At 70.5% G+C, this 14,349-nt stretch carries 4 protein-coding genes; all 4 read right to left on the reverse strand.

Translation table 11 applies throughout. From position 1 onward, the window contains the following. Nucleotides 1-229 precede the first annotated feature (229 nt). Nucleotides 230-7,078 (reverse strand): ESPR-type extended signal peptide-containing protein, encoded by a 6,849-nt coding sequence (locus FXO19_RS18090; protein WP_149196517.1) that lies wholly within the window; start codon nt 7,076-7,078, stop codon nt 230-232. A 566-nt stretch (nt 7,079-7,644) separates the two neighbouring features. Then, nucleotides 7,645-11,790 (reverse strand): phosphoribosylformylglycinamidine synthase, encoded by a 4,146-nt coding sequence (gene purL / locus FXO19_RS18095; RefSeq protein ID WP_149196518.1) that lies wholly within the window; start codon nt 11,788-11,790, stop codon nt 7,645-7,647. A 97-nt stretch (nt 11,791-11,887) separates the two neighbouring features. Then, nucleotides 11,888-12,694 carry a DsbC family protein gene (locus FXO19_RS18100; protein WP_149196519.1) on the reverse strand — a complete coding sequence of 269 codons (807 nt, stop codon included), beginning with the start codon at nt 12,692-12,694 and terminating at the stop codon, nt 11,888-11,890. A 474-nt stretch (nt 12,695-13,168) separates the two neighbouring features. After that, entirely contained in the window at nt 13,169-14,143 is a 975-nt protein-coding gene (xerD, locus tag FXO19_RS18105; RefSeq protein ID WP_149196520.1) for a site-specific tyrosine recombinase XerD, read from the reverse strand. Nucleotides 14,144-14,349 lie beyond the last annotated feature (206 nt).

Below are 14,349 nucleotides of genomic sequence, written 5' to 3' on the forward strand. Positions count from 1 at the left end.
GGCGGCAGCGGTCGGCTGGGCGATCTTCGAATCACCGATCACCGCCTGCGGACCGGCGGCGAACGCCGCCGGCATTCCGATCGCCGCGGCAATCGCGGCGCACAACAGGCTCTTACGCTTCATCGACATCTAAACTTCTCCTCACGAATTGTGGACTGTCTTTGTTGACACGAAATGGCAGACCGCCTCCTGAGCCCCTTCGGTAGCGGGGCCGGCCCACCCACCATCCTTACCAACCGAAACCGGCACCCACGCCGACCGACTTCTCGTCGCCGCTGAACGCACCACCGATGGTCAGCGTCGCGCGGTCGCTCATCGCACGCTGATAGCCAACGGACAACGCGCTTTCGCCGCCTTGGAATCCGACGCCGACACCGACCCGGTTCTGGGTGCGGATGCCCGCGGCGCTGGTCGCCATGTTCAGCATCGCCGCACCCATCGCACCCTGGCGATCGATACGACGTTCCTGGTCGTGGAAACGGCGCTCGACGTCGCCCTGGAAGGCTTCGAAGTTGTCGTTCCAGATCGCCGCCTGCGCATCGGTATAGGCCTTGGACTCGGCGACACCGGACTTCACCTGCGCCACGTTGGCGGCATCGGTATCGGCAGTGCCCGCGGCGACATTGGTGACCTGACGCTCGTTTCCGGCGCTGCCGACCGAGACCGTGTCCGCGCGATCGGCCACCGAGCCCTGGCCCAGCGCCACCGCACCTTCGGCGGTGACCGAAGCGCCCTGACCGACTGCGGTGCCCGAGGCCGCGCTGACGCTCGCGCTTTCGCCCATCGCCACCGCGTTGGTGCCGGCGGCGGTCACGTGCGTGTTGGCGCCGACCGCCGCACTGCCGTCGGCATCGACGCGTGCGTTGCCGCCGATCGCGGTGTCGTTGGGGCCGTGGGCATAGGCATTGCCGCCCATCGCGACGCCGCTCTCGCTGTTGGCCGCCGCGTCCGGACCGACCGCGACGCCGCTGCTGCCGTGATCGGCCGCCGTCGTGGTCGGCGCTTCTCCTGCGCCGCCGGCGATCGTGTTGCCGGCCCCTTGCGTGGCCGTGACGCGCTGGTCGAGCATGCCGATCTGTGCATCGAGCGCACCGATCGCGTCACCCACGCTGTAGTAGTTCGAACCCTGGATCGAGTAGGTCGGCGCGGCCACCGTGCCGAACGCGGTCACGGTCGCACCACCACCGAGCGCGTCCGCCGTGCTCTGCAGCGCCGCGTACATCTGCCCGCCATGGACCGCATCGGTGCTGCCGGCGCTCACCGCGCCCGCGGCCAGATTGGTGACCAGGGTGCCGTCGTCGCCCGCCAATGCCACCGACGACTTGCTGTCGTCGTCGTACAGCAACGCGTTCTCGGCGAGCTCGCCGACGCTGCCGGCAACCTCGCTCAGCTGCGCCAGGTTCACCGCATCGGTGTCCTCGGTGCCCGCCGCCACGTTGGTGATCTGGCGCTCGGCGCCGGCCGCGCCGACCGACAGCGAATTCTCGCGATCCGCCAACGAGCCGGAGCCGAGGGCGACCGCGTTCGCCGCGCCTTCCGCCACCTCGGCGCCGGCACCGATCGCGATCGCGCTTTCCGCGTTGGCGAACGAGTTGGTGCCGATGGCGATGGCGTGGATGTCGTTGGCGAACGCCTGGGTGCCGACTGCGACGCTGTTGTTCGAGTAGCCGAAGGCGCCGTTGCCGATGCCGATCGAGTTGGCGGCAGGGGCCCAGCTGCCGTAGCCGATCGATACCGAGCGCGCACCGGTCGCATAGGAATTCATGCCGATCGCGGTGGATTCGGTTCCCGTCGCCCAGGCGAAGCTGCCATAGGCGGTCGCGCCGTCCGCGGTGGCCCAGGCGTATGCACCGGTCGCGGTGCTCTGCTCGCCATTGGCACGGCTGTTGTCGCCCAGGGACACGCTGTAATTGCCCTGCGCGTGCGCCTTGTTGCCGGCGGCCAGCGCGAACTCGCCTTCGGCGCGGGCGCCGTAGCCCAGAGATGCCGAGTTGCTGCCGGTCGCCTGCGCGCCGGCCCCGACCGCGGTGCTGTAATCGCCGGCGGTCGCACCGACCATCACCACATTGCCTTCCTCGTCCTCGATCGGCCAGCCGAACTGGTCGAATGCCTCGCCCATGCCGCCGATCGCCGTGCTGGCGATTCCGCTCGCATCGGCACCGGCACCGAACGCCGAGCTGTCCGGGCCGAAGGCATTGGCATTGAAGCCCACCGCGGTAGCGTTGACTGCCTGCGCCAACGCGCCGCTTCCGAACGCCGAAGCGCCGGTGTCGTAGGCGCTGCTCGACGAACCCACCGCGGTGGCGTAATCGGCGTCGGCCAGCGCGCCGGAACCGGCCGCGGTGGCCTCCTCACCGGCCGCGTAGGCGTCGGCGTCACCGGTGGCCTTGAAGAAGCGGCCCGCCACCAGGGCGCCGTCGGCGGCATCGTTGAGCTGCCCGAGGTTCACCGCATCGGTGTCCTCGGTGCCCGCGGCGACATTCACGATCTGGCGCTCGCCACCTTCCGTGCCCACGGACACCGTGTTGTCGCGGTCGGCCACCGAACCATTCCCCAGCGCGACACTGTTGTCGGCGTCGGCAAGGGAGTTGGCGCCCAGCGCGGCACTGTCGGCGCCATACGCGGTGCTGTAGTAGCCCAGTGCCGTGCTGTTCGCACCGCTGGCCCACGCTTCCGCGCCCAAGGCGCTGGCGTTGTCGGCCTGCGCATAGGCGAAATAGCCCAGCGCCGTGGCTTCCACGCCGTCGGCCTGTGCCAGGGAACCGATGGCGGCGCTGTAGTCGCCCCAAGCACCCGAACCCGAACCGAACGCGGACGAAGCATCGCCAGCGGCCACTGCGGGAACCAGGAAGCCGAGCCCCGGCACCAGGTCCGCGAGACCACCGACCGCGGTGCTGCCCAGGCCGCTGGCGGTCGCATCCAGGCCCACCGCCGTCGAGAAGTCCGTCGACGCCTCGGCGCCATAGCCCAGCGCCGTCGCGCCGTAACCGCCGGCGCTGCTGAAGCCGCCGCTGGCGGTGCTGTAGTCACCCGCCGCGTTGCTGCTGTAGCCGCCCGCCGTCGACTGCAGGCCGTCGGCCGTGGCCGCCGCGCCCGTTGCAGTGCTGAACGCGCCGTTCGCCTGCGCGCCCGCGCCGAACGCCGAGGCGCCCACTTCGAGGGCCGTGGTGGTCTGGTCCAGCAGCACCTCGCCGGTGTCCGGGTCCTCGTAGTACAGCCAGCCGCCGACCGAAGTGCTGGAGTCGCCCGTGGCAACGGCGTTATAGCCTGATGCGGTCGCGTACTGCCCCCAGGCCTGCGCACCGCTGCCGAACGCGGACGCACCCGGGCCCGCGGCGTAGCTGCTCGAACCGGTCGCCGTCGAATAATCGCCTTCGGCGTAGGCATCCGATCCGCTTGCGGTGGAATCGACGCCATCGGCGAAGGCTTCGCCGTCACCGGTGGCCTGGAAGTACTTGTTGCTCGCCGTCGCCTCTTCCAGCTGATCGAGGTTCACCGCATCGGTGCCTTCGGTACCTGCCGCCACATTGGCGATCTGGCGTTCATCACCGGCCGACCCGACCGAGACGGTGTCCTCGCGATCCGCCACCGAGCCCTGGCCCAGGGCCACGCTGCCCGCAGCCGCGGCCTCGGCATCCGAACCCAAGGCGATGCTGTTCGCGCCGCTCGCCGTCGACAGGTTGCCCAGCGCCGTGGCGTTGGTCCCCGGCGTCCAGGCGCCGCCGCCCACCGCGGTCGAATAGTCGCCGGAGGCTTCGGTCGGCAGCAGTCCGAAGAACGCACCGCCCACCGCCACACTGTTGTCGCCACTGGCGATCGAGTTGGCACCGATCGCCGTCGCGTCGAAGTTGCTGGCGCTGGCGCCGAAGCCCACCGCAGTCCCGTTGTCGGCGGAGACTTCCGCGCCGTAGCCCAGCGCGGTCGCGCCGAAGCCGTCGGCGACGGTGAAACCACCGTAGGCCGCCGAGCCGTCACCCGCGGCCGCGCTGCTGTAGCCGGTGGCCGTCGACTGCAGGCCGTCGGCCGTGGCGGCCGCGCCGGTCGCGGTGCTGAACGCGCCATTGGCCTGCGCGCCGGCGCCGAACGCCGAGGCGCCCACTTCGAGGGCCGTGGTGGTCTGGTCCAGCAAGACCTCGCCGGTGTCCGGATCCTCGTAGTACAGCCAGCCGCCGACCGCGGTGCTCGAGTCGCCATCGGCCACCGCGTTGAAACCGGAGGCGGTGGCGTACTGACCGAACGCCTGCGCGCCGCTGCCGAGCGCCGAGGCGCCCATGCCGTAGGCGCCGCTCGATGCCCCCATCGCCGTGGCGTAATCGGCATCGGCCACGGCACCGGAACCCGCCGCCGTCGCATCGGTCCCGGTCACGTAGGCCTCATCGTCACCGGTCGCCTTGAAGTACTGGTTGTACTGCGTCGCCTCTGCCAGCTGCGCCAGGTTCACCGCGTCGGTGTCCTCGGTGCCTTCGGCGACGTTGGTGATCTGGCGTTCGGCGCCGACATTCCCCACCGACACCGTGTTCTCGCGCTCGGCGCGCGAACCCGCACCCAGCGCCACGCTGTTGGCCGCCAGCGCGGACGCGCTTTCGCCCACCGCCGTGGCGCCGTCCGCGTTGGCCCAGCTGTTCCAACCGATCGCCGTCGCGTAGTCCGCCGTCGCCCAGGCGCCGGCGCCGAACGCCGATGCGCCCGTGCCCGATGCACGCGCCGGGATGAAGCCGAAGAAGGTGCTGCCGCCCACGGCGACGCTTTCGTCGCCGGTGGCCTCGCTGAACTCGCCCAGCGCCACGCTGCTCACGCCCGAAGCCAGCGCCGCCACGCCCACGGCCGTCGCGTAGTCCATCGATGCGTCCGCACCGTAGCCCAGCGCGGTCGCGCCGTAGCCGCCTGCAGAACTGAAGCTGCCGTTGGCCGTGCTGTAGTCGCCGCTGGCGCCGCTGCTGTAGCCGGTAGCCGTCGACTGCAGGCCGTCGGCCGTGGCCGCCGCGCCGGTCGCGGTGCTGAAGGCGCCGCTGGCCTGCGCGCCGGCGCCGAAGGCCGAAGCGCCCACTTCCAGCGCCGTGGTGGTCTGGTCCAGCAGCACCTCGCCGGTGTCCGGATCCTCGTAGTACAGCCAGCCGCCGACCGCAGTGCTCGAGTCGCCCTCGGCGACCGCGCCGTAGCCCGATGCCGTGGCGTACTGCCCGCCGGCCACCGAACCACTGCCGAAGGCCGAACCGCCCACGCCGTAGACGCTGCTGTCCGCGCCCACCGCCGTCGCGTAGTCCGCCTCGGCGTATGCGTTCGAACCGGATGCCGTCGCGTTCTCGCCCAGCGCATACGCTTCGCCGTCGCCGGTCGCCTGGAAGTACTTGTTGCTCGCCGTGGCGTCTTCCAGCTGGTCGAGGTTCACCGCGTCGGTGCCCTCGGTGCCTGCCGCCACGTTGGCGATCTGGCGCTCGTCGCCGGCACTGCCCACTGAAACCGTGTTGTCGCGATCGGCCACCGAACCCTGGCCCAGCGCCACCGCGCCTTCCGCCGTGGCCACCGCGTCCGAACCCAGCACCACCGTGTTGTCGCCGATGGCCTCGCCGAAGTTGCCCAGCACCGTGCTGTTGTAGCCCGCCGCGTACGCCGCACCGCCGATCGCCGTGGAGTAATCACCCGACGCCTCGGTCGGCAGCAGTCCGAGGAAGCCGGAGCCGCCCACCGCCACGCTGTTGAAACCGCTCGCCTGCGCGCCCTGGCCCACCGCGACGCTGTCGTCGCCGCCTGCCGCGCTGTCCGAACCCACCGCCAGGCTGTTCGAGCCCGACGCTTCGCTGAAGTTGCCCAGCGCCGTGCTGTTGAAACCCGTCGCCGACGCATAACCGCCCACCGCGGTCGAATAGTCACCGCTGGCTTCCGACGAGGCCCCGAAGGCCGCCGCGGCTTCGCCCGAAGCGATGCTCTCCGCGCCGACCGTGGTCGCGGCTGCGCCGGAAGCGTCGCTGAAGGCACCCAGCGCGACCGCGCCGGCGCTCGATGCGGTGGCGCCGTAGCCCACCGCGGTGCCGAACTCGCCCAGCACGAAGGCGCCGCTGCCGAAGGCCGATGCGCCTTCGGCCAGCGCCTGCGCGGCGGAACCGACGGCGGTGGCGTAGTCGCCTTCGGCCATCGCGTCCGAACCGGCGGCGAGCGATTCGTCGCCGTCGACCAGGGCGCTGCCGGCGCCGGTGGCCTGGAAGTAGTTGCTGGTCTCCTCCGCGACGTCGGCCACCTCGTCGAGCTGGGCGACGTTGACAGCGTCGGTCTCGTCGACACCCGCGGCCAGGTTGACGAGGCGACGCGTGGCCGGCGCACCTGCCGGGCCGGCAGCGTCACCGGTGCCGATCGAGACCGTGTCGGCCTGGTCGGCGATCGCACCGTGACCGAGCGCGACGGCATTGCCGGCACCGGCCTGCACGACGGCGTTGCGACCCACCGCGGTCGCGCCATCGGCGCGGCCCTGCGCCGCGAAACCGACCGCCGTGCTCCAGTTGTTGAGCGTCTGCGCGTTCGAGCCGAGCGCGGTGCTCGCGGTCTGCTGCGCGAGCGCGCCGGCGCCGAAGGCAGCGGAATTGGTCGCCATCGCGCGGCTGTTGCCGCCGACCGCGGTGCTGCTGACCGCGGTGGCCCGGGCGCCGGCGCCGGTCGCGGTCGAGCCCGCGCCCGAGGCGATGGCGCGGGATCCGGCCGCGGTGGAATCGACCCCGTTCGCCTCGGCGAGTTGACCCACCGCCACCGCATTGCTACCGCCGGCAGCCGATCCGGCGCCGATCGCGATCGCGTTGCTGCCGGAGGCATCGGCGTCACCTGCCACGACGCAGCTGTCCGGCGTCGGCACGCCGCCGGGCAGGGTGTCGCAGTCCTGGTTGCCGCCGACCTCCACCGATTGCGCGATCGCCAACGGCGACGCCATACCGAACAGCAGCACGCTCAACACCACCACCAGCGAGGTGCGGCGCGGCGCCGAAGTGCCGTCTTCGCATCGCTTCCCTGCGCTGTCGCCCGATGCCAGTTCCGAAGCCACGACCAGCTGGCCCAGCGATTTGTTCCAAACCTTTCGATAGATGCGATTCATCGACACTGCCCTCGGTTTTGATCGGTTGTAGGTGCAAAAAAAACGGGCCGCGCAGGCAAGGCTTGCGCGGCCCCAGTTCGACTCACTCGGACTCGATTCCGGAACGGAATTCCGTAGACGCGGCTGCGTCGCGTTCGTGCGGATGGAATAGATCGAACAACCTGAACGCCCCCCTCCACAATCCGCTGTGATGCGGTAACCGTCCTGCCGTGGCGCAGCACCCAGCCCCTGCGCGCGCCACTCATGGTTAACCGTCAATTAATGAAACCCGATACTCGCAATGACTGACGCATTGGGTCAACCCCTGCTACAGAGCGACATACTGGGCGATGCAAGAATGCAAAAGTGTGACGATCGTCAGTATTTACTCCGGACGAAATACGTCTCGGCACGATTGCTTCGGTGCAGCAAACGGAAAAAGACGCGCAGGCAAGCGCTTCCCCGCACTTGTTGCGCGAGGACGCGAAGTTGTCGTCACGATCGAAAACCGGGATCGAGTCGGCCACCGGCAAGCCGATCAGCGGCGTGATGCGGGGCCGGTCAGGCCCGCCTGCTGCCCCTGGGCGTCAGCTCACCCAGGCGCGTGCATTGCGGAACATCCGCAGCCACGGCGAAGCATCGCCCCAGGACGGCGGCTGCCAGCTGAAGTTGATCCCGCGCAGCGTCCGCTCCGGATGCGGCATCACGATCGTGGCACGGCCGTCTTCGCTGCACAGGCCGGCGATCGCGTCCACCGAACCGTTGGGATTGGCGGGATAGGACATGGCGGCGGTGCCGTCGCCCTGCACGTAGCGCAGCGCGACGCGGGCGGCGGCGGGATCGGCTCCGGCATCGAATGCGGCCCGGCCTTCGCCGTGCGCGATCGCCACCGGAATGCGCGAGCCTTCCATGCCGCGCAGGAACAGCGACGGCGAATCGGCCACTTCCAGCAAACCCAGCCGCGCCTCGAACTGTTCGCTGCGATTGCGCAGGAACTGCGGCCAGTGCTGCGTGCCGGGGATGATGTCGCGAAGTTGCGACATCATCTGGCAGCCGTTGCACACGCCGAGCGAGAAGCGATCGTCGCGGGCGAAGAATGCGGCGAACGCCGCGCGCAGCGCCGGATGCTCGAGGATCGACGTCGCCCAGCCGCGGCCGGCGCCGAGCACGTCGCCGTAGCTGAAGCCGCCGCAGGCGACCAGGCCGTTGAAGTCGTGAAGGCTGGCGCGGCCCGCGATCAGGTCGCTCATGTGCACGTCGACCGCGGCGAACCCGGCGCGGTCGAAGCCGGCGGCCATCTCGATCTGGCCGTTGACGCCCTGTTCGCGCAGGACCGCGACCCGCGGCCGTGCACCGGTGTTGACGAAAGGCGCCGCGACGTCGTCGTCGGGATCGAACGCGAGCACCGGCTGCAGGCCCGGCGCATCGAACCGGCGGACGCTGTCGCGCTCCTCGTCGGCGCAGGCGGGGTTGTCGCGCAACCGCTGCATCGCATGGCTGACCGACCACCAGGCATCGAACAACGCCTCCCAGCGCCACTCCGCCAGCACGTCCTCGTCGTCGAGCACGCGCACCACCGGGGCACTGGTCGGGCGCGCGATGCGCTGTGCGCATTCGATCAGGCCATGCCGCGCGACCAGGTCGGCGAACTCGACGCGGTCGTCCGCGGCGATTTCCACCACCGCGCCGAGTTCCTCGTTGAACAGGGTGCGGAACACGTCCTCGCTGCGGTCCTCGCCCCAACCGTCGAGATCGATGTCGAGGCCGACGTGGGCGCAGAACGCCATTTCGCACAGGGTGGCGAAGGCGCCGCCGTCGGAGCGATCGTGGTAGGCGAGCAGCAGGCCGGCTTCGCGCGCGGCGCGGATCAGCTCGAAGAACGCGCGCAGGCGCGACGGATCGTCCAGGTCCGGACAGGCGCCGCCGAACGCGCCATGACATTGCGCCAGGATCGATCCTCCGAGGCGCTGCCTGCCGGCGCCCAGGCCGATCAGCCACAACTCGGTGTCGCGGCGCCCGGACAGCAGCGGCGTGAGCTGGGCGCGCACGTCGACCACTGAGGCAAAGGCGGTGACGATCAGCGATACGGGCGAAACGCTTTGCTGCATTTTTCCGGGAATCGGGATTCGGGATTCGGGATTCGGAGAAGCGGCGTCGTCGGTGGCCGAGGCGTCCTGCTTTTCCCGACTTCCGAATCCCGAATTCCGATTCCCGGCCTCCGACCGCCATTGCGCCTGCATCGACAGCGAGTCCTTGCCCACCGGAATGCTGAGGTCGAGCTGCGGGCACAGCTCCATGCCGACCGTCTTCACCGCCTCGAACAGCCTCGCATCCTCGCCGTCGTGGCCGGCGGCGGCCATCCAGTTCGCCGACAGCTTGACCCGGTGCAGGGTCTCGACGGGCGCCGCGCACAGGTTGGTGATCGCCTCGCCGACCGCCATGCGCGCGGCCGCGGCGGCGTCGAGCAGCGCCAGCGGCGTGCGCTCGCCGATCGCCATCGCCTCGCCGGCATCGCCGTCGTAACCGGACAGGGTGATCGCGCAGTCCGCCACCGGCATCTGCCAGGGGCCCACCATCTGGTCGCGCGCGGTCAGCCCGCCGACGCTGCGATCGCCGATGGTGATCAGGAAATTCTTCGCCGCCACCGTCGGGTGCGCCAGCACGCGCAGACCGGCCTCATGCAGGTCCAGGCCGCGGCTGTTGACCGCCGGCCAGCGCGCATGCGCCGGATGCGCGGTATCGCGATGCAGCTTCGGCGCCTTGCCGAACAGCACATCCATCGGCAGATCTATCGGGTGAGGACGACCTGCTTGCGCGGCACTGCCGCGCAGGTCGTCCGAACGCCCGGCGCGCTGCGCCGGGCCGGGTGCATCGGCTCCCGCTTGCGCGGCACTGCCGCGCAGATCATCCGGAACGCCGGCGCGCTGCGCCGGATGGGATGCCTCCGCCGCGGCATCGTCGCCGTACACGCCCTCGACCGACACGCCGTAGCCGGCCACCAGCCGCTGTTCCGCGGTTGCGACGCCGACCACCGCGAACGGGCAGCGTTCGCGCTCGCACAAGGCGGCGAAGACGCTCACGCGATCGCGGGGGATGCCGAGCACGTAACGTTCCTGCGCCTCGTTGCACCACAGCTGCATCGGCGACAGCGACGGATCGTCGCTGGGCACCTTGCCCAGGTCGATCACGCCGCCGACGCCGGAATCGTGCAGCAGCTCCGGAATCGCGTTGGACAGGCCGCCGGCGCCGACGTCATGGATCGACACGATCGGCGTGTCCGCGCCCATTGCCACGCAGCGGTCGATCACCTCCTGGCAGCGGCGTTCCATCTCCGGGTTGTCGCGCTGCACGCTGGCGAAATCGAGGTCCTCGGCGCTGCTGCCGCCGGCCACCGAACTGGCGGCGCCGCCGCCCAGGCCGATCAGCATCGCCGGGCCGCCGAGCACGACCACCGCGTCGCCGGGCGACAGCGTCTTCTTCTGCACCAGCGGGCGGTCGACCGCGCCCAGGCCGCCGGCCAGCATGATCGGCTTGTCGTAGGCCCAGGCGAAACCGGCGCCCTGCGGCAACTCGAAACTGCGGAAATAGCCGTTGAGGTTGGGGCGGCCGAACTCGTTGTTGAACGCCGCCGCGCCGATCGGCCCGTCGAGCATGATCTCCAGCGCCGGCGCCATCCGCGGATTCAGCGCGCGCGCCTGCTCCCACGGCTGCGGCAGGGTCGGGATCCGCAGGTGCGAGACCGAGAAGCCGCAAAGCCCCGCCTTGGGCTTGCCGCCGCGGCCGGTCGCGCCCTCGTCGCGGATTTCGCCGCCGGCGCCGGTGGCCGCGCCCGGGAACGGCGAGATCGCGGTGGGATGGTTATGGGTCTCGACCTTGATGCAGAACGCGCTCTCGGCCAGGGGCTCGGCGCGGTACTCGCCGGTGGCCGGATCGGGACGGAAACGCCGCGTCGCATAGCCTTCCACCACCGCGGCGTTGTCGCTGTAGGCCGACAGCGTGTGTTCCGGCGTCCGCGCATGGGTGTGGCGGATCATCCGGAACAGCGACTGCGGCTGCGCTTCGCCGTCGACGGTCCAGTCGGCATTGAAGATCTTGTGGCGACAGTGCTCGGAGTTCGCCTGCGCGAACATCATCAGCTCGACGTCGGACGGATCGCGGCCGAGCTCGCCGTAGCGTTCGCGCAGATATTCGATCTCGTCCGCGGCCAGGGCCAGGCCGAGGCGCGCGTTGGCGGCTTCGAGATCGCCCAGCGCGATCCGTTCCAGGATCCCGCGCTCCGGGACCGCGAACAGTTCCGCGGCCGCCTCGTGCGAATCCAGCAGCGACTGCGTCATCGGATCGTGCAGCAGCCGCTCCAGCGCGGCGGTCTCAGTGGCGGTCGCGGCATGCGGCCAGCCGGAAAGCGCGATGCGGACGCCGCGCTCGACGCGATGCAGCCGCAAGCCGGCATCGCGCAGCAGCTCGGTGGCCTTGCTGGCCCAGGGAGAAATCGTGCCCAGGCGCGGGGCGACCAGGCGGGTGACCGCGCCATCGTCGCGCGGCGCCGATCCCGCGTCGGCCTGCAGGATGCGGCGCAGCGCCTCCGTGTCCGGCTGCGCGCCGGTCTCCGGATCGATCCAGTACACGTAGCGGGCATCGACGATGCGCAGCGACGGAACAAGGGCCTGCAGGCGAGATTCGAGCCGTTCCAGGCGGAACGGCGACAGGGCCGGCTGGCCCTCTAGGACGATCATGTCCGGGAGGCGTGTGGGGCGGGGGCGCTATTGTAGCGGACGCGCCGACCGCCGGGTCCGCCGCGCACGTCGGACCGGTGCCGGACGCCGATCCGGCTCAGCCGCCGGCCGCCTCCGCATCCAGCTGATCGAGCGCCTCGCGCAGCGCCTTCGGCGGCATGTAGCCGGGCATCTGCACGCCCGACTCGGTGACGATCATCGGCGTGCCGGTCAGGCCGATGCGCTGGCCGAGTTGGTAGTGCATCGACACCGGACTGGTGCAGTTGCGCTTGGGCACGCGCTTGTCACTCTTGGCATCGGTCAGCGCCTGGCGGCGATCGTCCGCGCACCACACCGACACCATCTCCTCGAAATCCGGGCTGGCTGGCCCCATGCGCGGGAAGGCGAGGTACTCGATGGCGATGCCCAGTCGGTTGTACTCGGCGATTTCCTGATGCAGCTTGCGGCAGTAACCGCACTCGACATCGGTGAACACGGTGACGGTGTACTCCGGGTCGTCCGGCGCGAACACGATGCGGTCGCTCTGCGGCACTTCGGCGATCAGTTCACGGCGCACTTCCGCCAAGCCTACCTGGCTCAGGTCCTTGCGCGCCTCGATGTCGAACAGCGAGCCCTGCAGCAGGTAGCGGCCGTCGTCGCTGACGTAGAGCACCTGGCCGCCGACCACGACTTCGCGGAACCCGTCGATCGGCGCCGCAGCCACCCGGTCCACCGCAACCTGCGGATTGAGCTTGCGGATCGCCGCCACGGCGCGGCCGTCGGCCGTTCCGGTATCGGCTTCGTCCCCGGCAGTGGCCGGCGCGGGCGCGGCCTCCGTGGCACCTTCGCCGTCGCCGGGCGCCGGGGACTGCGCGCAGGCCGAGAGGCTGAAAGCGCCGAGCAGGACGAACAGGAAGGACTTCATGCGGGCCACGCCACCATTGGGAATCGGGCCGCCATTGTCTCATGGCGCGGCCGCACGCTCGCCGGGCACGGGCGCACGCTTCGGGCGACCGATTGCGGGCGTTCATCGGCCTCCCGCGCAAGGCGCGCGACGGGAGAAGTCCCGGACGGACCACCCGCACCGCGTGGGCGGACCCCTGGCCGCCCACGGCTCGCAGGTCGCGCCGGTCCCAGGATCCGTCGACATTCGCCCTCCATCCCGTTGCCTTTGCAGGAGGGGCTTTAGCCTGAGGTTTCCCCACATTTCTCGCAGCCTATCTTCCCCTTTGAAAAAGGAGGATTGAGGGGGCGAAAGCCGCCGCTTGCAAGCCGCAGGCTTGCGGCGGCTTGAGCGCTCCCGCGCGCTGCGCAGGGGCCGGGAATCGCAAAGCGATTTGCTGTTGCTGTTGCTTGGCCGGAAACCGAGCAAATCCGTCCAACCCCATGTCGATCGCCTCTAGGCACGCGGGTGGTGCTTGGCGTGCAGCCGCTTGAGCTGCTCGCGCGCAACCAGGGTGTAGATCTGCGTACTCGACAGCGAACTGTGACCGAGCAGCATCTGCAGCGCGCGCAGGTCGGCACCGTGGTTGAGCAGATGAGTGGCGAAACTGTGGCGCAGCACGTGCGGACTGATCCGCGCGGGATCGATGCCGGCCGCGGCGGCGTAGCGTTTCACCGCGCCCCAGAACTGCTGCCGGCTCGGCGCCTTGCGACTGCGGTTGATGAACAGCGGCGTCTCGCCGTCGTCGTCCCGGGGCACCGACCGGCCACCGGCCAGGGCCGGACGCGCCTGGCCGAGGTACCGCTCCAGCCAGTGCTGCGCCTCCTCGCCCAATGGCACCAGCCGTTCCTTGCGGCCCTTGCCAAACACCCGCGCCACGCCCTGGCGCAGGTTGACGCCGTTGGCCGGCAGGCCGACCAGTTCGCTGACGCGCAGCCCGCAGGCGTACATCAGCTCCAGCATGGCGCGGTCGCGCAGGCCTTCGACGGTGTCGGTGTCCGGCGCCGCGAGCAGGGCATCGATCTGGCTCTCGGTCAGTGCCTTTGGCAAGCTTCGCCCCTGCCGCGGCGCCTCCAGCAAGGCGGTCGGATCGTCGTTGCGGTTGCCGCGGCGGAGCCGGTGGGCGAAGAAGGCGCGCAGCGCCGACAGCAGCCGGGCATTGCTGCGCGCGGTATAACCCTGCCCCGTGCGCCAGGCCAGGTAGTCCAGCAGCACCGCGCGATCGGCGCCGGCCAGGCCGCCACCCTGGCCGCCGCGCCAGCGCGCCAGCGCGGCGAGATCGCGCCGGTAGCTGTCCAACGTCTGCCTCGACAGCCCGCGTTCGGCCCAGAACGCATCGAGGAAGGCGTCGATGGCGTGCGCGTCGGCGTCCGGCAGTGGCGGCAGCCGCATCGCCTGCATGCGGCGTTCGGCGGGCGTCATCGTCGTCATGCCGCAAGCTTACGCGCGCCGCCATCGCCCGTCAGGAGACGCCGCCGTTCGTAGGAGCGCCCCATGGGCGCGATGCCGCGGGCATTTCGCCGCCCGCGAATTCCGGTAACCGGAGCGCCTGCCGGTCCGGAATCGCGGCATCCACCGGATCCTGCGGACACCCGCGGCATCGCGCCCATGGGGCGCTCCTACGCAACGGCACCGCC

It is taken from the genome of Luteimonas suaedae, assembly GCF_008312895.1.
Lineage (GTDB): Bacteria > Pseudomonadota > Gammaproteobacteria > Xanthomonadales > Xanthomonadaceae > Luteimonas > Luteimonas suaedae.

Bases quoted from the DNA above. Each gene is read 5' to 3' on its own strand.
- FXO19_RS18090 (WP_149196517.1), bottom strand. From the start codon at position 7,078: ATGAATCGCATCTATCGAAAGGTTTGGAACAAATCGCTGGGCCAGCTG.
- purL (WP_149196518.1), bottom strand. From the start codon at position 11,790: ATGATCGTCCTAGAGGGCCAGCCGGCCCTGTCGCCGTTCCGCCTGGAA.
- FXO19_RS18100 (WP_149196519.1), bottom strand. From the start codon at position 12,694: ATGAAGTCCTTCCTGTTCGTCCTGCTCGGCGCTTTCAGCCTCTCGGCC.
- xerD (WP_149196520.1), bottom strand. From the start codon at position 14,143: ATGACGACGATGACGCCCGCCGAACGCCGCATGCAGGCGATGCGGCTG.